Annotated in this window: 19 protein-coding genes; 10 read left to right on the forward strand and 9 right to left on the reverse strand. The window is 75.6% G+C overall.

Translation table 11 applies throughout. From position 1 onward, the window contains the following. Window positions 1-45: 45 nt before the first annotated feature. Both ACFY00_RS28035 and ACFY00_RS28040 read right to left on the reverse strand, forming a co-directional pair. The gene (locus ACFY00_RS28035) at window positions 46-1,623 is read right to left on the reverse strand and encodes a DUF4139 domain-containing protein (RefSeq protein ID WP_388034325.1); all 1,578 of its coding nucleotides are present in this window, start codon (window positions 1,621-1,623) and stop codon (window positions 46-48) included. Then, window positions 1,620-3,662, reverse strand: coding sequence for a DUF4139 domain-containing protein (locus tag ACFY00_RS28040; protein WP_388034326.1), 2,043 nt, complete (start codon window positions 3,660-3,662; stop codon window positions 1,620-1,622). Before ACFY00_RS28040 ends, ACFY00_RS28035 begins: the two co-directional genes overlap by 4 nt. 202 nt (window positions 3,663-3,864) lie before the next feature. On the opposite strand from ACFY00_RS28040, the gene ACFY00_RS28045 reads away from it, so the two are divergent. From ACFY00_RS28045 to der, 3 genes are all read left to right on the forward strand, one after another. Next, window positions 3,865-4,950, forward strand: a complete 1,086-nt coding sequence (locus tag ACFY00_RS28045; RefSeq protein ID WP_388034328.1) for a prephenate dehydrogenase — start codon at window positions 3,865-3,867, stop codon at window positions 4,948-4,950. Between the two features lie 129 nt (window positions 4,951-5,079). After that, window positions 5,080-5,796, forward strand: a complete 717-nt coding sequence (gene cmk, locus ACFY00_RS28050) for a (d)CMP kinase (RefSeq protein WP_388034330.1) — start codon at window positions 5,080-5,082, stop codon at window positions 5,794-5,796. A gap of 132 nt (window positions 5,797-5,928) precedes the next feature. Then, window positions 5,929-7,383, forward strand: a complete 1,455-nt coding sequence (gene der, locus ACFY00_RS28055; protein ID WP_388034332.1) for a ribosome biogenesis GTPase Der — start codon at window positions 5,929-5,931, stop codon at window positions 7,381-7,383. Between the two features lie 62 nt (window positions 7,384-7,445). Here der and ACFY00_RS28060 read toward each other — a convergent pair whose 3' ends face one another. Both ACFY00_RS28060 and ACFY00_RS28065 read right to left on the reverse strand, forming a co-directional pair. Further along, complete coding sequence (locus tag ACFY00_RS28060; RefSeq protein ID WP_388034334.1) at window positions 7,446-8,075, reverse strand: hypothetical protein; 630 nt, start codon at window positions 8,073-8,075, stop codon at window positions 7,446-7,448. Between the two features lie 14 nt (window positions 8,076-8,089). Then, entirely contained in the window at window positions 8,090-8,950 is an 861-nt protein-coding gene (locus ACFY00_RS28065) for a hypothetical protein (protein WP_388034412.1), read from the reverse strand. Between the two features lie 647 nt (window positions 8,951-9,597). Between ACFY00_RS28065 and ACFY00_RS28070 the strand changes: the two genes are divergently transcribed. Further along, the gene (locus ACFY00_RS28070; RefSeq protein ID WP_388034335.1) at window positions 9,598-10,383 is read left to right on the forward strand and encodes a transglycosylase family protein; all 786 of its coding nucleotides are present in this window, start codon (window positions 9,598-9,600) and stop codon (window positions 10,381-10,383) included. Between the two features lie 218 nt (window positions 10,384-10,601). Beyond that, on the forward strand, window positions 10,602-10,958 hold the full coding sequence (locus ACFY00_RS28075) for a transglycosylase family protein (protein WP_388034337.1): 357 nt from the start codon (window positions 10,602-10,604) through the stop codon (window positions 10,956-10,958). 21 nt (window positions 10,959-10,979) lie between these two features. Here ACFY00_RS28075 and ACFY00_RS28080 read toward each other — a convergent pair whose 3' ends face one another. From ACFY00_RS28080 to ACFY00_RS28090, 3 genes are all read right to left on the reverse strand, one after another. Further along, window positions 10,980-11,585, reverse strand: coding sequence for a DUF4865 family protein (locus ACFY00_RS28080; protein WP_388034338.1), 606 nt, complete (start codon window positions 11,583-11,585; stop codon window positions 10,980-10,982). 31 nt (window positions 11,586-11,616) lie between these two features. After that, complete coding sequence (locus ACFY00_RS28085) at window positions 11,617-12,210, reverse strand: TetR/AcrR family transcriptional regulator (RefSeq protein ID WP_388034340.1); 594 nt, start codon at window positions 12,208-12,210, stop codon at window positions 11,617-11,619. A 66-nt stretch (window positions 12,211-12,276) separates the two neighbouring features. Further along, window positions 12,277-13,095, reverse strand: a complete 819-nt coding sequence (locus tag ACFY00_RS28090; RefSeq protein WP_388034342.1) for an MBL fold metallo-hydrolase — start codon at window positions 13,093-13,095, stop codon at window positions 12,277-12,279. Window positions 13,096-13,222: 127 nt separating this feature from the next. Here ACFY00_RS28090 and ACFY00_RS28095 point away from each other — a divergent pair, with 127 nt between their 5' ends. The 4 genes from ACFY00_RS28095 to ACFY00_RS28110 all read left to right on the forward strand — a co-directional run bounded on the left by ACFY00_RS28095 (window position 13,223) and on the right by ACFY00_RS28110 (window position 16,978). Next, window positions 13,223-13,909, forward strand: coding sequence for an alpha-ketoglutarate-dependent dioxygenase AlkB family protein (locus tag ACFY00_RS28095; protein ID WP_388034344.1), 687 nt, complete (start codon window positions 13,223-13,225; stop codon window positions 13,907-13,909). Window positions 13,910-14,038: 129 nt separating this feature from the next. Then, window positions 14,039-14,902: an acyl-CoA thioesterase gene (locus ACFY00_RS28100; RefSeq protein WP_388034345.1), complete on the forward strand. Its 864-nt coding sequence runs from the start codon at window positions 14,039-14,041 to the stop codon at window positions 14,900-14,902. Between the two features lie 86 nt (window positions 14,903-14,988). Then, complete coding sequence (locus tag ACFY00_RS28105) at window positions 14,989-15,801, forward strand: DUF1684 domain-containing protein (protein ID WP_388034347.1); 813 nt, start codon at window positions 14,989-14,991, stop codon at window positions 15,799-15,801. A 136-nt stretch (window positions 15,802-15,937) separates the two neighbouring features. Then, on the forward strand, window positions 15,938-16,978 hold the full coding sequence (locus ACFY00_RS28110; RefSeq protein WP_388034349.1) for a LacI family DNA-binding transcriptional regulator: 1,041 nt from the start codon (window positions 15,938-15,940) through the stop codon (window positions 16,976-16,978). 149 nt (window positions 16,979-17,127) lie between these two features. On the opposite strand, the gene ACFY00_RS28115 is transcribed toward ACFY00_RS28110, so the two are convergent. Next, a complete protein-coding gene (locus ACFY00_RS28115; protein WP_388034351.1) occupies window positions 17,128-17,541 on the reverse strand; it encodes a winged helix-turn-helix transcriptional regulator in 414 nt (137 codons plus the stop codon). A gap of 96 nt (window positions 17,542-17,637) precedes the next feature. On the opposite strand from ACFY00_RS28115, the gene ACFY00_RS28120 reads away from it, so the two are divergent. Continuing rightward, a complete protein-coding gene (locus ACFY00_RS28120; protein ID WP_388034353.1) occupies window positions 17,638-17,988 on the forward strand; it encodes a DoxX family protein in 351 nt (116 codons plus the stop codon). Window positions 17,989-18,056: 68 nt separating this feature from the next. Here ACFY00_RS28120 and ACFY00_RS28125 read toward each other — a convergent pair whose 3' ends face one another. After that, complete coding sequence (locus tag ACFY00_RS28125; RefSeq protein WP_388034355.1) at window positions 18,057-19,055, reverse strand: aminoglycoside phosphotransferase family protein; 999 nt, start codon at window positions 19,053-19,055, stop codon at window positions 18,057-18,059. Between the last annotated feature and the right edge of the window lie 348 nt (window positions 19,056-19,403).

Genomic DNA, 19,403 nt, shown 5'->3' on the forward strand with positions numbered 1-19,403 from the left:
CCTTTGTACCCTCCGTGGGTCGGGCGGCGGGGCCAAGGGCGCGGCTCACAGGCCCGCCACCTTCGCCGTCGCCGCGATCTCGTACACCAGCGTCACCGTCCGGCGGCCGCCCGGTGGCAGCGGGACCTCCCAGCGGGCGATGCCCTCCGCGTCGAGCTCGTCCGGGGGCGGGGAGCAGTGTTCCTTGCGCAGCCGGACCTGGACCGCCGACACCTCCGAGACCGGGATGCGCTCGCGGACCGTCACGACCCGGTCGGCGTCCTCGCCCGGGGCGGAGAAGCGCGACAGGTGCAGGCGCACCGTGCGGGTCACCAGCGTCCGCTGGCCGGCCAGGCCCGCGCCCTCGCGGCGCTCGTCCGACTCCCGGACCACCCGCAGGCCGTCCGAGGAGCCGAAGGCCAGCCGCACCGGGGCGCCCGCCGCGGTGAACTCCAGGGTGCCCCGGCCGGTGTAGCCCGAGCCGCGGACCAGGTCCACCGGGCCCGCCAGCAGGACGTGGCCCGCCGCGTTGCGGAAGTGCACCACCTCCGTCACCGCCTCGGACAGCTCCGGCGCCGCCGCGAACTCGCTGCGCGCCGCCGTCTCGAACGCGCTCACCGGCACCCGGTGCGCCCGGCCGTCCGCGGCCACCGACACCGGGCCGTCCACCCGTAGCACCCGCACCTCGCCGCCGTCGTCCACGCCCGGCAGGCCCGGCTCCAGCGGGCCGACGTCGGACACCGCCTGCTCGCGCAGCTCCACCTCCACCGTCCGCTTCTCCTGCGCCGAGCGCTCCCGCAGCACCAGCCGGTCCTCGACCAGCGCCGGGGGCTCGCCCGCCAGCGCCGACCGCGCCGTCGACAGCGTCAGCCGCACCCCCGACCAGTCCTCGCCGGTGCGCTGCCACACCACCGCGTCGCTCTCCAGCCGCAGCGTGCCGCCGACCAGCTCCGCCCGGTACGCCGGACGCCACAGCGCGCACGCCGTCAGGTGGCCCACCCGGGCCAGGAACCGGCCCGCGCGGGCGCACTCCACCGACAGCTCCACGAACGCCAGCAGCTCGGCCGGCTCCCGCTCCGCGAGGTCCAGCGCCTCCTCGGCCCGCGCCAGCTCCTCCGCCAGCTCCGCCGAACGCCGCCGCGAGGCCCGCAGCCGCTCGCCGCACGACTCGCGCTCCGCGTCCACCCGGTCCAGCTCGCGCGACCAGCGGGCCTGCTCCAGCTCGCCGCAGCCCGCGCCCTCGCCGATCTCCCGCAGCAGGTCCGCCGCCAACTGGCCCAGCAGCGCCAGCCTGGCCTGCAGCCGCTCCTGGCGGGCCGACTCGGCCAGGTGCTCGCGCTCCAGGCCGTGCACCCGGCGGCGCAGCTCCGAATCGTCCGGCCCCGGCGGCAGCGGCGCGGCCGGCTGCCAGGACCGCACCAGCCGCACGTCCAGCACCTTCGCCGCGTCCGTCGGCGCGCCCTCCCCGTCCAGCACCGCCGCGTGCAGCGTGCGGTCCACCGCCAGCGCCGTCACCGGGCCCAGCCGCAGCCGGTGCACGCCCGGCGCCAGCTCCAGCTCCGCCGTCCGCTCCAGCTGCGCCCGGTCCTCCAGGCACGTCACCGCGGTCACCGGGAGGGGGAAAGTCTCCTCGTACACGTTCAACTCCTCCGATTCCCGCCGACCACGGCCTTGGCGGCCGGGATCCGGATCACGTAACCGCCCGTCAGCTCCACCGAACCACCCGGCGGCACCACCACCCGCCGCAGCCGCGCCGAGGACGGCACCGCCTCGGACGGCTCCGCGGGCGGCGACCAGCCCGGCCGCTCCTCGATCCGCACCTCCGGGTCGCCCGAGACCGGGACCCGCTCGCGGACCTCCACCGACGCCTCGTGCGGCAGCCGGTTCACCAGCTCGATCCGCACCGCGTGCTCCAGCACCGTCGTCGAGTTCAGCACCCCCGACGTCGACTCCCGCACCTCGACGTGCCGCGCCACCCGCAGCTCCTCCGCCCGGCCCAGGCCCAACTCCCGCACCCCGCCCGGCGCCAGCGTCGGCAGCCCCGCCGTCAGCAGGAAGTCACCGTCCACCGACACCTCCACCGGGCCGGCCAGCAGCGCGTGCGCCGTCGCGTTCGACAGCTCCAGCACCGCGTACACCGCCTCCTCCACCGACGGCACGCACACGTAGCTCGTGCGCACCCCCACCGGCAGCTCCGCCACCGTCACCGTGTGCCACACCCCGTCCGAGGGCACGTCCGCGGGCGCCCGGGCGTCGAAGCGGTGGTCGAACGAACCCGCCGACGCCCGCGGCCAGGACCCGTACCGCGGCAGCGGCAACCGGCCCACCTCCTCCGCCCCGCGCAGCGCACCGTCCGGGCGGGACGGCGACGGCTCCGGGAACAGCCGGCCCCGGCGCGGCGGCTCCTGCTCCGGGCCCGCCAGCACCAGCGCCGCGTAGTCCAACTGGTCGGACGACGGGCGCGGGTCCGCCGCGGGCGGGGGCGGTACGGCGCCCGGCGGTGGGGCGAACCCCGGCGGCGGGGCGAACCCCGGCGGGGCGAACGCCGCGCCGCGCGGCGCGGCCGAACCGTACGCGGCTCCCGGCGGCACCGAGCCCGGCGGCGGGGGAGCGGCGGCGGCCGCCGGCATCGGCGCGGCGGCCATCGGCGGGGCCTGCGGGACGAAGGGCGCGGCCGGGGATCCCGGAGCGCCGCCCGCGCGGGCCGCGCGCGCGACGGGCCGCGCCGGGCCCGCGGCCACCGCCACCGGCAGCGGCGGCGGCTCCGGTTTCGACCGCTGCGCGTCCTCCCAGCCGTCGAACAGCCCCGCCAGGCCCGCCGGTTGCGCCCGCCACCCCGACGGCGCGGGCGCCGGCTGGCGGCGGCCGATCCGCAGCGAGGTCAGCTCCGGCAGCCCGCCCCGGCCCACCAGGCTCGCCGTCGACAGCGCCAACCGCACCCCCGACCAGTCCTCGCCCGTGCGCTGCGCCACCGACGCCCGCAGCACCAGCCGCGCCGAACGCTCGCCCCGGCGGTGCGCCAACTGGTACGTCGGCACCCACACCGCGCCCGGCACCGCGTACTCCACCTCCAGCTCCACCGGGCCCTCGCCGCGCACCGTCAACTCCGCGCAGGCCCCCGTCTCCACCCCGCCCGGCCGCTCGGCGCTCGACCCGGCCCGCACCCGGGCCGCCGCCACCTCGAAGGCGTGCTCCGCCAGCCGCAGCTGCTGGGACAGCTCCACCGAGCGCTCCTGCAGCACCTCCAGCCGGGCGTCCACGAACTCCGCCAGCGCCAGCACCGCGTCCGCCGGAGCCCGCCGGTGCCCGTCCTCCCGGCGCCGCTGCGGCGGCACCGCGCGCAGCGCCACCACCTCGGCGATCCGGGCCCGCAGGCGGTCCCGGCGCTCCTCCAGCGCCTCGACCTCGTCCTGTAGCTCGCTCAACTCCCGATCCCAGGAAGGGCGTTCGTCAGGAGTACGGACCCGCGCCGGGTAGCCCAGCCGGGCCTCGGCGACCCGCCCCGCCCCCGACAGCACCCGCACCCGCAGCGAGCCCTCCGCGGCCAGCCGCGGCAGCCCCGCCACCCGCACCCGGCCGTCCGCCGGGAGCACGCCCGACGCCCGGCGACGGCACACCGCGCCCACCGCGTGCACCACCACCGAGTCCAACCTCGACTCCCACACCGCCCGCTGCCCCGCCACCTGGCCCCCTTCGCCACGGCCCGCTCCCCGGACCCGGGCGCCCAGTCTGCACCCAACCGCCGCCACCACACCCGGATTTCCGCTGCGCGTCGGCCCCGCGGCCCGCCCGTTCCCCGCGCCCGGGCGGTGTGCGGGGGAGCGCGCGCGTACGAGAGGATGGGCCCAGCAGTCGCGAACCGCACCCGGGAGACGAGAAGCCGCCATGCGCACAGCCGCCGTCATCGGCACCGGACTGATCGGCACCTCCGCCGCGCTCGCCCTCACCCGCCGCGGGATAAGCGTCCACCTGGAGGACGCCGACGCCGACGCCGCCCGCACCGCCGCCTCCCTCGGCGCGGGCACCACCGAACCCGCCGACGCCCCCGTCGACCTGGCCGTCATCGCCGTCCCCCCGGCCCTGGTCGGCAAGGTGCTCGCGGACTGCCAGCGGCGCGGCCTCGCCCGCTGCTACACCGACGTCGCCAGCGTCAAGGCCGGGCCGCGCAACGAGATCACCGCCCTCGGGCTCGACACCGCGCACTACATCGGCTCCCACCCGATGGCCGGACGCGAACGCTCCGGGCCGCTCGCCGCCACCGCCGACCTGTTCGAGGGGCGGCCCTGGGTGCTCACGCCCACCGCCGACACCGACACCGAGACGCTCAACGCCGCGCTCGAGCTCGTCGCGCTGTGCGGGGCCATGCCGATCGTGATGGACGCCGCCGACCACGACCGGGCCGTCGCGCTCGTCTCGCACGCCCCGCAACTGCTCTCCTCGCTCGTCGCCGCCCGGCTGGAGCACGCCGAGGAGACCGCCGTCCGGCTCTCCGGGCAGGGCGTGCGCGACGTCACCCGCATCGCCGCCTCCAACCCCGCGATGTGGATCGACATCCTCTCCGCCAACGCGGGCGTCGTCGCCGACGTCCTGGACGACCTCGCCACCGACCTCGCCGCGACCGTCGCCGCGCTGCGGGCCCTGCAGGCGGCCGACGAGAACACCCGCCGCGAGGGCGCGGCGGGCATCGAAGCGGTCATGCGCCGCGGCAACACCGGCCAGGCCCGCATCCCCGGCAAGCACGGGGCTCCGCCCACCCGCTACGAGACGGTCACCGTCGTCCTCGGCGACCAGCCCGGCGAGCTCGGCCGCCTCTTCGGCGAGGTCGGCGCGCTGGGGGTGAACATCGAGGACGTGATGATCGAGCACTCGACGGGGCAGCAGGTCGGTCACGTGCAACTCGCTGTCGCTCCGGCGGCGGCGCGGGGGTTGGCGGCGGGGTTGCGGGAGCGGGGGTGGGGGGTTCGGGAGTAGGCGGGGGGCCGCTGCGCGGGGCTCGGGGCGGGGGTGCGGGCGGGGGCGATCTTGTGGGGGATCGGGGGTGGGCGGGCGTCCATTAACCTTGAGGGTGAGTCGTTGTGCCGTGAGAGAGAGGTTCGCCCCGTGGACAGTGTCGACCGAGCGTCGAGCGGCCCGGTCGTCGTCGCCATCGACGGACCTTCGGGGTCCGGGAAGTCGACCGTGTCGCGGGCGGTGGCCGCGCGGCTGGGGTTGAGCTTCCTGGACACCGGCGCGATGTACCGGGCGATGACCTGGTGGATGCTCGCCAACGGGGTGGACGTCGAGGACGCGGAGGCGGTGGCGATCGCCTGCGGGAAGCCGGTGATCGTGTCCGGGACGGACGCCGAGGGGCCGACCATAACGGTGGACGGGCGGGACGTGTCCGGCCCGATCCGCGGGCCCGAGGTGACCGGGAAGGTGAGCGCGGTGGCGGCCGTTCCGGCGGTGCGGGCGCGGCTGGTGGAGTTGCAGCGCGGCTGCGCCTCGCACGCCGGGCGCGGCATCGTCGCCGAGGGCCGGGACATGGGCTCCGTGGTGTTCCCGGACGCCACCGTGAAGGTGTTCCTGACCGCGTCCGAGCGGGCCCGGGCCGAGCGCCGGGCCGCGGAGCTGCGGGCGAAGGGCGTCGACGAGGCGACCATCACCGCGATGGCCGCCGACCTGGCCCGCCGGGACGCCGCGGACTCCTCGCGGGAGACCGCCCCGCTGACCCAGGCCGCCGACGCGGTCCTGGTGGACACCAGCGAACTCAGCCTCGACCAGGTGATCGACACGATTGCCGCCCTGGTGGAGGAGAAGGCCGGCCTGACCGCCGTCTGAGGCGCGCAGGCGGCAACGAGAGCGACAACGCACGTCCGACCGCGCGAGATCCGCGCGGTTCGCGCTGCCCCCGGGGCAGGTACGCACGGCACGCCCCTGGGAAGGGCCGGGCCGGGAAACGGAAAACGGAACATGAGCAACGACACCACCGCCCACCACGGCGAGCTGGGTGACGCCGAGTACGCCGAGTTCATGGCGCTGGCCGCCGAGGAGGGCTTCGACGGCGCCGAGATCGACGCCGAGCTGGAGGGCCACGGCCCGCTGCCGGTGCTGGCCGTCGTCGGCCGCCCGAACGTCGGCAAGTCGACCCTGGTCAACCGCATCATCGGCCGCCGCGAGGCGGTCGTCGAGGACCGTCCGGGCGTGACCCGCGACCGGGTCAGCTACGAGGCGATGTGGGCCGGGCGCCGGTTCAAGGTCCTCGACACCGGCGGCTGGGAGATCGACGTCCTCGGCCTGGACGCGATGGTCGCCGGGCAGGCCGAGCTCGGCATCGAGCAGGCCGACGCGGTGCTGTTCGTGGTGGACGCCAAGGTCGGCGCCACCGACACCGAGGACGCCCTGGTCCGGCTGATCCGCCGCTCCGGCAAGCCCGTGGTGCTGTGCGCCAACAAGGTCGACGGCCCGTCCACCGAGGCGGAGGCCGCGTACCTGTGGTCGCTCGGCCTGGGCGAGCCGTACCCCGTCTCGGCGCTGCACGGCCGCGGCTCCGGAGACCTGCTGGACGCGGTGCTGAAGGTGCTGCCGGAGGCGCCGCCGCAGCTGTTCGGCGACGGGCAGGCGCCCGGCGGTCCGCGCCGCGTCGCGCTGATCGGCCGGCCGAACGTCGGCAAGTCGAGCCTGCTGAACAAGGTCGCCGGTGAGGACCGGGTGGTCGTCAACGAGCTGGCCGGCACCACCCGCGACCCGGTCGACGAGCTGATCGAACTCGGCGGCAAGACCTGGAAGTTCATCGACACCGCCGGTATCCGCCGCCGCGTCCACCTGACCGCGGGCGCGGACTTCTACGCCTCGCTGCGGACCTCCGCGGCGCTGGACAAGGCTGAGGTCGCGGTCGTCCTGGTCGACGCCAGCGAGCCCCTCGCCGAGCAGGACACCCGGATCATCTCGATGGCCGTCGAGGCCGGGCGCGCCGTGGTCATCGCCTACAACAAGTGGGACCAGCTGGACGAGGAGCGCCGCTTCTACCTGGAGCGCGAGATCGAGCGCGACCTGGTGCAGGTGCAGTGGGCCCCCCGGGTGAACGTCTCGGCGAAGACCGGTCGGCACATGGAGAAGCTCGTCCCGGCGATCGAGACCGCGCTGGCCGGCTGGGAGACCCGCATCCCCACCGCCCGGCTGAACGCCTTCCTGGGCGAGCTGGTGGCGGCGCACCCGCACCCGATCCGCGGCGGCAAGCAGCCGCGCATCCTGTTCGGCACCCAGGCGGGCATCCGTCCGCCGCGGTTCGTGCTGTTCGCGTCCGGCTTCCTGGAGGCGGGCTACCGCCGCTTCGTCGAGCGCCGCCTGCGCGAGGAGTTCGGCTTCGTGGGGACCCCGATCTCGATCTCGGTCCGGGTCCGCGAGAAGCGCTCCAAGAAGAAGTAGCGGGGGAAGTGACGAGGAGGGGCCGCGGACACCGTCCGCGGCCCCTCCTCGCGTCCCCGCCGTCAGGCGTCCCGGCCCGGGGGCAGCGACAGCACCGAGCGGTGCCGCCCGCCCGCGGTGCCGCCGCCCGGGGTGCCCAGGTAGCCGGTGGCGACCCAGCCCTGGCCGTTGGCCTGGGTGGTGGAGCTCTGCGCGGGCATGAACTGGGGCGCGCCCGCGGCCTGCCCGGCGTACGTCTCGAAGGACTGGTGCTGCTGCGGGTGACCGGACGCCTGGGGCTGCGGTTCGCGGACCGCGAAGCCGGTGAACTTCATCCCCTCCTCGCCGGAGCGGTCGCCGGGCAGCGCCCGGAACATCCGGCGGTACTCGGAGTACAGCGTGTCGTAGATGGGGGTGGTCGACACCGGGTGCTCGGCGTCGTACGACGGGCGCATGTTCGGGATCGACCGGCCGGCGCCGCCGGGGCCGGACTGGACGGAGGGACGGCCGGGGGACGCGAGGTCGTAGCTGTACACGTAGGAGCCAACGAGCGAGACCGGTTTGGGATGCGGGGGCGCGGCCCCCAGTCCTATGCCGGTGGTGGTGCTGGTGTCCTGGTCAACGGCCGTCCGGGCGGGCGGGACGGTGGGCGGGGCGGACGGCGGGTCGGGGGCGTGCCCGACGGTGGCGGGGTCGTTCACGGGATCGGTCATCGGCGCGTCCCCGCTCAGGTGCCGGCCAGCGGGAGCATCCCGGCGGCGAGCAGGCCGCGGGCCGCGGCCCGGTCCATGGCGATCCGCAGCAGGTCCTCGCGGGGCTGGCGGCCGATGGTGCCGGCCGGGACCGCGTACATGATCACCTCGGACTTGCGGGCCGCCGCGGCCCGCCAGCCCGGGGTGACCTGGAGCGGCTGGTGGGCCTGCCACCAGGCGGCCGAGCCGCCGGTCGCCGAGGGCTGCAGGATCGCGTGCAACTGCCCCATCGCCATCAGCACCGACCAGCCCGCCCGCGGCCGGGCCGGGGCCTGGTTGACGTCCTGGACGATCTGGAAGCCGTGCTCGGTCAGCAGCGAGAGGAACTCGTCCTCGCCGAGGGCGCTGCCCGGGCGGCCGACCGGCCCGGTCGGCTCGACCACCAGCGCGGCGTGCTGGGTGTCGCCGCACAGCACGATCCCGCAGGTCACGCCGAGCACCGCGGGCTGCGGCTGGCCGGGCGGGGCGGTCGGCGGGGCGGTGATCGGCTCCGGGATGGTCACCTCCACCGCCGGTTCCGGCACGGCCGGCACGGGTGCCGAGGCCTGGGCGGGCACCGCGGCGTCCGCGCCCTGGCTGATCGACTCGACGGCGCCGCGCAGTTGCTGCTCGTCCACCGGCACCACCTGGGACGGCACGCAGCGGGCGTGCGCGAAGGCCAGCACCGCGGTCTCCTCGCCGACGAACAGGACGGTGCTGGTGGGCTCGTGCAGCGAGTCGCCCGGTTGTCGGCAGGAGGTGCAGTCGTACGCGTCGGGCGCGTGGGCGCCCGCGAGCAGGCTCTCGGCCTCGTCGTCGCCGATCTCGGCGCGTACGTCCTCGCTCACCTCAAGCATGCGCGGCACTGATGACTCCTCGTTCGCCCTGGCGTTGCGGGCGCTCGTTCCGGTCCCCCCGGGCGGGACGTCCCGGGTGCGCGGCGCGGGGAGCGCCGACCGCCATTACCAACGGGAGGTTGTGGCTGGGGTCACGGGTGAGCGGCCGGGCGACGGGATTTGTGCGACTCCTGATCGCTTTCCGTGTGCGGAGGATCGCATTCCGTCGACGCTGTGCCCGACCTCACACGGGACAAACTGTGACCGGGGCCATATTCTCATATGGTTTGATCTTGGAAGAAGCGGATGAATCGGACATTTCTTTTCGATTCTCGTGATCGATACCGCCGGTAACGCTGCTTTGACCTGGGACGACCAGAAAGTGTTTGGCGCTGGGGAGTCCGAATCGTAGGTTTTTGCCCGGTGCATCGAGCACCTCCCGGGTTCACCCCCGACGCACGGCCCACCTCCGGCTCACCCCGGAACGCGGGCCCTGCGCCCACCGGCGCGACGGCAGCCAGCCGCCGCCGGGGATGCGGACAGGTGGCCGGGGCGGCAAGCGGCACGTCCGACACGTGCACGGCCCGCCCACCGGACTTGGCGAGCGAACACGGCCCAGCTGGGGCCTGGTTCCGCCTGCCCATCCCGGGAATGTCGAGAGGAATCTCATGACCTTCCGTAACGAGACCGCCGCTGCCACCACCGCCCCCAAGCGCAACCGCGTCCGCGCGGCTGTCGTCGGCGGCGCCCTGCTCGCCGTCCCGGTGGCCGGCCTCGTCACGGCCAACTCGGCCTCCGCCGCGGACGTCTCCACCTGGGACAAGGTCGCGATGTGCGAGTCGACCGGCAACTGGTCGATCAACACGGGCAACGGCTTCTACGGCGGCCTGCAGTTCACCTCCTCCACCTGGGCCGCCTTCGGCGGCACCGCCTACGCTCCGCAGGCCAACCTGGCCACCAAGGCGCAGCAGATCGCGGTCGCCGAGAAGGTGCTCGCCTCCCAGGGCCCCGGCGCCTGGCCCGTCTGCTCCGTCCAGGCCGGTCTGACCAAGGGCGGCGCCCCGGCGCAGGTCGACACCTCCTCGTCGTCCGGCAGCTCGACCTCCTCCTCGAAGTCGACCTCGTCCTCGAAGTCGACCACCACCTCGAAGTCGACCTCCTCGAAGTCGACCACCACCTCGGACGACACCGCCAAGGCGTCCCGCTCCGAGTCCCGCGCCCAGGCCCCCAAGGCCGCCGCGCAGGAGGCCCCGAAGCAGACCTGGAAGAACAAGTCCGCTGCGGCGACCGGCACCAACACCTCCGGTGGCAGCTACACCGTGAAGTCCGGCGACACCCTGTCCAAGATCGCGGACAGCCTGGGCGTCGACTGGCACACCCTGTACAGCAACAACTCCGGTGTCGTCGGTGGCGACCCGGACCTGATCTACCCGGGCCAGGTCCTGTCGGTCTGACCCACCCACGGAAGCACCGCTTCCCGGGATCGCCCGTCGATCCCACCCTGTCGGCGTGAAGCCGCCGCCCCCGGCCGTGGGGCGGCGGCTTCCGCCGTTCCCGGAGCGGGGCCGTTCCGGACCCGGGGCGGTCCGGGGCCCGAGGCCGTCGCGGGGGCGCCACCCGCTCGGCGGCGTCCGGAGGGTGGGGCGGCGGGCACCGTGCGTAGCGTCGGGGGATGCGGATACCTCGCTCGTACGGACGGGGGCTGGCCGTGCTCGGCCTGCTGCTCCCCGCCGCCGTCGCCCTGACCGCCGGTACGCCCGCCGCCGCCCGCCAGAGCACGTCCGACCTGGTGTGGGACCGGCTCGCCGACTGCGAGAGCGACGGCGACTGGCAGGCCGACACCGGGAACGGCTACTACGGCGGCCTGCAGATCTGGCCGCCCACCTGGCGCGAGGCCGGGGGCCTGCGCTACGCCGACCGGCCCGACCACGCGGGCCGGCGCCAGCAGATCACCGTCGGCGAGGAGATCCTGCGCCTCCAGGGCTGGCAGGCCTGGGGCGGGTGCGCGCGGGAGATCGGGATGCTGTAGTCGGGCCGCCCCGGCCACCGGTCACCAGACGCGCCCCTCCGGGAGGGCGGACAGCTCCGGGGCGGACAGGTGCGGGACGGCGAACGGGGTCGCCGCCGGGTCGTCCCGGGGGCCGTCGGCCCACAGGACGAAGCGCAGGAGCTCCCAGCGGGCCGGGTCGAGGGCCAGGACGGCGGTGTGCGCACCGGGGCGGCGGGCCAGTTCGCGCAGCTGCTCCACCTCGCCGTCCACGTGCGCGGCCAGGCCCGCCGGGTCCTGCGTCACGGGGACGGGGGTCAGGCGGCGGGTCGCGACGGGCGGGGCGGGGACGGCGGCGCGGGCCGGGCCGGAGAAGTGCGCGAGGACCGTCCAGTGGTGGACGGTCGGGCGCCCGAAGTCCCGGACGATGTTCTCGAAGCCGCCGCCGCCGACCAGGAAACGGGCCGCCGCGCCGTCCGAGCGCCACACGTAGAACGGCGCGTACTGGTTGACCGGCGAGCCGTCCGCGCCGCGCTCGCGCAGCAGCCAGGCCTTGAAGCCCAGCCCCGGGCGGTCGTCCAGGAGCGGGGCGCCCGCCTCGATCCGGCGGCGGATCACGTCGAGGTCGTAGTCGGCGGGCAGGGTGATCTCGTACTGCTTGGCGAGCACGGGCCGTCCTTCGGGGAGGTGTCGGGGGGTGTCAGCGGGTCGGGGGGAGGAGGGCGAGCAGGCCGGTGACCGCCTGGTCGAACGGGCCGGGGTCGCCCGCCGCGCGGGCCAGCACGTAGCCGCCCTGCAGGACGGCGACCACGGTCGCGGCCGTGTCGGACGGGTCGAGGGAGGGCGGCAGCTCCCCGTTCGCCCGCCCCTCCGCCAGCACCTCCGCGAGCCGCCCGCGCAGCCAGCCGAGGGTCTGCTCGACCGGGGCGCGCAGCACCGGGTCGGCCATCACCTCCGGGTCCTGGGTCAGCCGCCCGACCGGGCAGCCGCGCAGCACGTCGCGCTCGCGGCGCAGGTACGCGGCGATCCGCTCGACCGCCGTGCCCGGGCCGGACAGCAGTCCGTCGGCGCGGGCGCGCAGCTCCCCGGCGGTGCGGGTGATGGCGGCGAGGGCGAGGTCGGGCTTGCCCGCGAAGTGGTGGTACATGCTGCCCTGCCCGGCGCCCGCGCGCTGCTGGATGGCCTTCGGGCTGGTGCCGGTGTAGCCGCGCTCCCAGAGGAGTTCGCGGGTGGCTTCGACGAGGCGGTCGGCGGTGGTGGCGTTCGCGTTCGGGGTCACGGCGGCACTGTACATACCAGTAGGTACAGTCGGGAAGCGGGGTGACGGGCGGTCAGGGGGGGGTTCGGATCCGGGAGGCGCTCAGGCGGCGGCGGGTTCGCCGCGGGCGGCCCGGACGGCCGGGGCGACGGCGGAGGGCAGCGCGGCGGACGGGTAGCGGTGCAGCAGGGCGGCGGTGACCGCGTCCGGGTCGACCGGCTTGCCGAGTTCGGTGGTGAACGCCCGCAGGTAGTCGCCGGTCCAGGCGATCGGGTCGGGGGCCGCGGCGTCCTCGGGCACGGGGGTGGTCAGGTGGCGGTGGCCCGGGACGGCGAGCAGCGGCTCCAGCGCCGCCATCTCGTCCAGCAGGTCGATCCACGCCTCGCGCTGCGGGGCCAGCGGGGTCGCGGCCAGCCACGGGTGCACGTTCAGCCAGAGCAGCGGGCCGCCGAGCAGCGTCCGGCTGCGGTGCTCCCACAGGTAGTGCAGGTCGGGCAGCCCCAGGGACGCCCCGCGCAGCTCCAGCCGGTGGTCCTCCAGTTCGACGGCGCCACCCTCCAGCGGCTCCAGCGCGACCAGGCGGGACGGGAGTTCGTCCCCGAGACCGGCCCACGCGGCGCGGACCGCGAGGTGCTCGCGCTCGATCCGGTCGCGGACCGGGGCCGGGGCGAGGAAACGGGCCTCCGGGAACGCGTCGCGCAGCACCTCCGCCGCCAGCCAGCAGTCCGGCGCGTGGTGGGGCACCAGGACGGCGCTCAGCCGCCGCCCCGAACGCTCGACCTCCCGGACCAGCCGCCGCCCGTCCGAGAGCCGCAGCCCCGTACCGACCAGCACCGAGCGGTACTGCCCGAGCACCAGCACCGCGGACTTGTGCAGGGAGGACGCGGGAAGGTCGACCACGCGGAACTCCAGCGGATGCATCGGGCAACCTCCTCCGGGCGGGGACACCCCCACACCAGGGTCCGACGGGAGGGCGGTGGGCGCATGTGGGGGAGGGGAGGCGCCTGCGGCGGGCTGGGGTGTGGGAGGTGGGTGGCAGCATGGGGGGATGCGTGGTGGCGGGGTGTTCGTCGGGGAGTTGTTCGGGCGCGGGCGTGAGGAGCCCGCGGACGGTGTCGTGCTGCTGCCGGAGTGGCTGTCGGCCGGGGAGCAGCGGGAGCTGGTCGCGGCGTGCCGGGAGTGGGCGCGGCCGCCGGCGGGGATGCGGGGGGTGGTGCTGCCCGGGGGCGGGGTGATGTCGGTGCGGACGGTGTGCCTGGGGTGGCACTGGTACCCGTACGGCTACGCGCGCACCGTGGTGGACGGGGACGGGGCGCCGGTGAAGCCGTTCCCGGAGTGGTTGGGGGAGTTGGCGCGGCGGGCGGTGGCGGAGGCGTACGGGGAGCGGGTGGGCGAGGTGGCGGGGGCGGCGGGGTTCGCGCCGGACGTCGCGCTGGTGAACCACTACCCGCACGGGGCGCGGATGGGGCTGCACCAGGACCGGGAGGAGCGGGTGGACGCGCCGGTGGTGTCGCTGTCGCTGGGGGACGAGTGCGTGTTCCGGCTGGGGAACGCGGAGGGGCGGGGGCGGCCGTGGACGGACCTGCGGCTGTGCAGCGGTGACCTGCTGGTGTTCGGCGGGGAGAGCCGGTTCGCGTACCACGGGGTGGTGCGGACGCTGCCGGGCACGGCCGATCCGGAGCTGGGGCTGACCGGGCGGCTGAACGTCACCGTCCGGCAGTCGGGGCTGGGATAGTCGGGGCCCGCGTGCCGGAGGGCGGGAATGCCCGGCGGGCGCGGAGACTTGTGCTGGACGGACGAGGCGTTCGGCGGCACACCCCTGCCCGTCGGCCGTCCGCCCGGACGTTCGGAGAGGGAGCGATACATGGGAACCCCCGTCGACCAGCTCGTCGACCTGCTCGACCTGGAACGGATCGAGCTGAACATCTTCCGCGGCCGCAGTCCGGAGGAGTCGCTGCAGCGCACCTTCGGCGGGCAGGTGGCCGGGCAGGCGCTGGTCGCCGCGGGCCGGACGGTCGAGGAGGACCGGCCGGTGCACTCGCTGCACGCGTACTTCCTGCGCCCCGGCGTCCCCGGCGTGCCGATCGTCTACCAGGTCGAACGGACCAGGGACGGTCGTTCGTTCACCACCCGCCGGGTGCTCGCCATCCAGGGCGGGCGGACGATCTTCGCGCTCACCGCCGACTTCCACCGGCCCGAGCCCGGCGGCATCGAGCACCAGTTCCCGATGCCGGACGTCCCCGACCCGGAGAGCCTGCCCAGCGCGCTGGACGAGGTCGGCGCCCGGCTCGGCGAGCTGCCCCCGTTCATCAGCCGCCGCCAGCCCTTCGACATCCGCTACGTGGACCGGCTGAAGTGGACGCGCGAGGAGCTCGACGGCGTCGAGGCCCGCAGCGGCGTGTGGCTGCGCACCAACGGCGCGCTGCCCGACGACCCGCTGATCCACGTCTGCGCGCTCACCTACGCCAGCGACATGACGCTGCTGGACGCCGTCCGCGCCCCCGTCGAACCGCTGTGGGGCGAACGGAACTTCGACATGGCCTCGCTGGACCACGCGATGTGGTTCCACCGCCCGTTCCGCGCCGACGACTGGCTGCTCTACCGGCAGGAGTCGCCGATCGCGCACGGCGCGCGCGGCCTGGCCCGCGGCGAGATCTACGACCGCCAGGGGCAGTTGGTGGTCTCGGTGATGCAGGAGGGACTGTTCCGCCCGCTCGCCCGACCCTGAACGGGCCCGCGGGGCACGGGGGTGGTGACCTGACCGAGCCACCGGCGGAAGTGGCCGGAGAACAGAGCGACTTGGGAGGCAGACCGATGACCGACACCGCAGCCGAAGCCTGGCAGCGCTGGACGGAGGCCCGGAGCGCCGCGGTCGGCGCGCCGCACGGACCGCTGGCCCTGACCGGCACCCACTGGCTGGAGCCCGCCCCCGCCGAGATCCCCGGCCTGCCCGGCCGCTGGTGGGCCGAGGACGGCGCGGTCTGCGCCGAACTGCGCACCGGGGACGGCGTCCACGTCGAGGGCGAGGGGGCGGGCCGCGAGGCGACCGGCCGCCTCGCGCTGCGCCCCGACACCGACCGGCACCCGCAGAACGCCGTCCTGGGCGACAAGCGGCTGGTCCCGATCGAGCGGGAGGGCGAACTCGCCCTGCGGGTCTTCGACCCCGACGCCCCCGCCCGCGCCGCGTTCGCGGGCATCTCGGTCTACCCGTACGCCCCCGACTGGGCGGTGCCCGCCGTGTTCACCCCCTTCGCGGACGGCGCGCAGGCCCTGCTGGTGGAGAACGCCGACGGCAGGGCCCGCCCGCTCACCGTCGCCGGGCAGGTCGCGTTCACCCTGGCCGGGCGGCCGCACACGCTCACCGTCAGCGGCACCGGTGCGCCCGACGGCTCGGCCGGGCCGCTCAGCGGCGTCATCGCGGACGGCACCAGCGGCCGGGAGACGTACCGCTTCCGCTTCCTCACGCTGCCCGCGCCGGACGCCGACGGGCACACCGTGCTCGACTTCAACCGGGCGTTCCTGCCGCCCTGCGCGTTCGCCGACCACTTCATCTGCCCGTTCCCGCCGCCCGGCAACCGGCTGGAGATCGCCGTGGAGGCGGGGGAGCGGCAGGTGGTCACGGTGTGACCGAGGCCGGTGGCGCGCGGCCGTCCGGTTTCTGAGAGCGCTCTCCGGGCGGAGCGGCGGGCGGCTAGGCTGCTCGCAGCAGGAACGCGATCACGTGCGTGCGGCTGTGCGCGCGGACGGTGGAGAGGAGCCCCGGGTGACCGAGTCCGAAGCGGGAACGGGCGGGCGTCCGACCCTGGAGTCGGTGGCCGAACTGGCCGGCGTCTCCCGGGCCACCGCCTCCCGGGTGGTCAACGGCGGCGCGGGCGTACGGGCGGCGCTGCGCGAGAAGGTCGAACGGGCCGTCGCGGAACTCGGCTACGTCCCCAACCTGGCCGCCCGCACCCTGGTCACCCGGCGCAACCGGGCGATCGCCGTGGTCATCGCCGAACCGGAGGCGCGGTTCTTCTCCGACCCGTTCTTCGCCCAGCACCTGCGCGGCATCAGCCGCGAACTGGCCGCCGCCGACAACCAGATGGTGCTGCTGCTGGCCGAGGACGAGCGGGACCACGAGCGGATCGGCCGCTACCTGTCCGGCGGCCACGTCGACGGCGTCCTGCTGTTCTCGCTGCACCGCTCCGACCCCACCCCCGAGACGGTGCACCGCCTCGGCCTGCCCTTCGTCATCGGCGGCCGCCCCGGCTGGCCCGGCGCAGAGTCCGACCGCGACCTGGTCTACGTCGACAACGACAACCGCGGCGGCGCCCGGCTCGCCGTCCAGCACCTGCGCTCCATCGGCCGCGAGCGCATCGCCACCATCACCGGCCCGCTCGACCAGACCTCCTCCATCGACCGCCTCGACGGCTACCGCGACCTGCTCCCCGACGGGGACGAGGACCTGATCGCGGTCGGCGACTTCACCGCCGACGGCGGCATCCGGGGCATGAGCGAGCTCCTCGCCAGGCGACCGGACCTGGACGCGGTGTTCGTGGCCTCCGACGTGATGGCCTCCGGCGCGATCCGGGTGCTGCGGGCGGCCGGGCGGCGGGTGCCGGAGGACGTCGCGGTGGTGGGCTTCGACGACGTCGAGTCGGTCGCGGCCTGGACGGAGCCGAGGCTGACCACGATCCGGCAGGAGATCGAGGAGATGGGGCGGTTGATGACGCGGCTGCTGCTGCGACGGCTCAACGACCCGGGGGCGTCGGCGCCGTCGTCGGTGATCATTCCGACCCACCTGGTGGTGCGGGAGTCGGCCTGAGCGGCTGTCGCTCGATCGCGTTCGGTGATCGCGGGGTCGAGTCCGCCCTCCCGGTCGGGCGGGCACCGAAGCGGATGATCGGAAACGGCTCGGGTCCTTGTCGGCGGGCGAGGCCTTCACCGGGAGGGGGCTTCACCGGGGAGGGGGCTTCACCGGGCAGGCGGGGTCCTCTCCGGGGCCGCCTGATCCGCCTCGGCGGTCCTGGCCGCCTCGGCTGCCTCCCGGAAGCTGACGACCGCCTCGCCGTTCTCCCGCGCCCATGCGGTGAGCATCCTGATGGGCTCCTCCAGGGTTCGCCCGAGATCGGTCAGGCAGTACTCCACGCGCGGCGGCGCCTCGGCGTACGCGTGCCGCTCGACGAGCCCGTTCGCCTGGAGCCGGCGCAGCGTCTGGGTCAGGACCTTGCGCGAGATGCCGCCGCTCAGCTCGACCAGCTCGCCGTGGCGCAACGGGCCGTCGGTCAGCGCGAAGAGCGTGACCATGGACCACTTGCTGGCGATGATCTCCATGGCCAGGAGAGCGGGACAGTCGGCGAGGAAGACGATTCCGGGGCGCAGGCTCATGGCCCCGAAGGTTACCTGGAGGTACCTGACGGCCGCCTATCGTCGTCGAGGTGCGCACGTCTTCTGCCCGCATCTCGCATGATTGAGGTTTCAGCCGTGTTCGTCTCCCTTGTCGTCGTCACCGTGTTCATGTCGGCGCTCCTCCTGGTGTCGGCCGGGGCCAAGTCCCTGCGGACGCGCCACATCACCGAGCAGATGTCGACGCTCGGGGTGCCGCAGAGCATGATGGCCCTCCTGATCGGCGCTCAGATCGCGGGCGCGGCAGGTGCGGTCGCCGGACTCCGGTGGGCGCCCGTCGGGATCGCCGCCGCGATCGGCCTGACGCTCTACTTCGCCGGGGCGGTCGCCTCCCACCTGCGCGTCGGCGACTTCAAGGGCGCGCCCCCGGCGGCGGTCCTCACCGTGGTCTCCGTCGCCCTGATCGTGCTGCGCGCCGCCACCCTCTGACGGCGGGTGGCGCCGGGCCCGCGGGTGGGCTGCGGCTGCCGGTGGGCTGCGGCTGCCGGTGGGCGCGTTCAGCCGTCGGGGTGCCGGAAGTGGGCCAGGACGGCGTCCAGGGCGGCCCGTCCGGCCGGGCCCCAGGTGGGTTTGCCGCCCGGGAGGCCGTGCAGGCCCGCGTGGCCGATGCCGAGCAGGACCAGGGCGCGCAGGACGGCCCAGCCGCGGGCGCGGCGGACGGTGGCCGCGGTGGCGTCCCGCTGCCCGGCGGGCTGGGCGGCGCGCCAGCGGTCGAGGCAGTGGCGGTCGGCGCCGGGCGGGAGGAGCAGCCAGGCGGCGGAGAGGTCGCAGGCGGGGTCGCCGGTGCCGAGGGAGTCGAAGTCGACGATCCCGCCGAGCGCGCCGTCGACCACCACGACGTTCGCCGGGTGCAGGTCGGAGTGCAGCCACACCGGCGGGCCGCTCCAGGCGGGGGCGGCCAGCGCGTCCGTCCACACCGCCCGCAGCTCCTCGGCGCGGACGCCGGGGGCGAGGGCGTGCAGGGTCCGCTCGAACTCGGCGATCCGGCGTTCGACGTCGGCGGCGAGCGGGGCGAGCGGGCCGCAGCGCGGGGTGGTGGCGGGCGCGTCGGCGGGGGCCGGGCGGTGCAGGGCCAGCAGGAAGTCGGCGAGGGCCTCGGCGGAGCGCGGCCCGTGCTCGGGGGCGACCGGGGCGTGGTCGGCGGGCTCGCCGGGCACCCAGGAGAACACCGCCCACGGGTACGGGTACCCGGCGCCCGGCAGGCCGTCGCGCCGAGGCACCGGGACGGGCAGCGGCAGGCGCGGCGCCAACTCGGGCAACCAGCGGGTCTCGTTGGCCAGGCAGGCGGGCGTGTGCCTGTCCCGGGGGAGCCGGACGGCGTGCTCCTCGCCGAGCCGCCACATCCGGTTGCCCCAGCCGCCCTCGACCCGGCGCAGCGTCAACTCGGCGAGATCCGGGTGCTGTTCGCGGAGCAGGGCGCGCACGGTGTCGGCGTCGACGTCGAGTCGGCCGTCGGGGTGGTGGGCGGGGGCCTGGGCGGGCGGTGCCGTGTCCATCGGTGCCGACCCTACGCCCCCCGCGGCGGGCGGGCGGTTCCTAGGGCGGTTCTGTTGGTGGACAGTCGGTGACGCGGTAACTGACGGCCGGATCAGGGAAGTTCGCCCAGTGCAGGCTGCCGGGGGCGGCGCCGGGCAGCAGGGCGCCCCGGTGGCGGTGGCGGTGCGGTGGCGGTCGCGGTGGCGGTCGCGGCAGGGGTGCGGATCGACTTCCCGGCGGACCACCGGCGCTACGCGGAGGTCCACGCGGGGCGGGTCGTCTTCGTGGGCGGCCCGTGCCGCTCTGGAGCCCGGCCGCGTTGTGAGGGCGGCCCGCCCGGCCGCGCGGCGGACGTGTCGGGTTCCGCT

It is taken from the genome of Kitasatospora sp. NPDC001540, from assembly GCF_042894345.1.
Classification (GTDB): domain Bacteria; phylum Actinomycetota; class Actinomycetes; order Streptomycetales; family Streptomycetaceae; genus Kitasatospora; species Kitasatospora phosalacinea_C.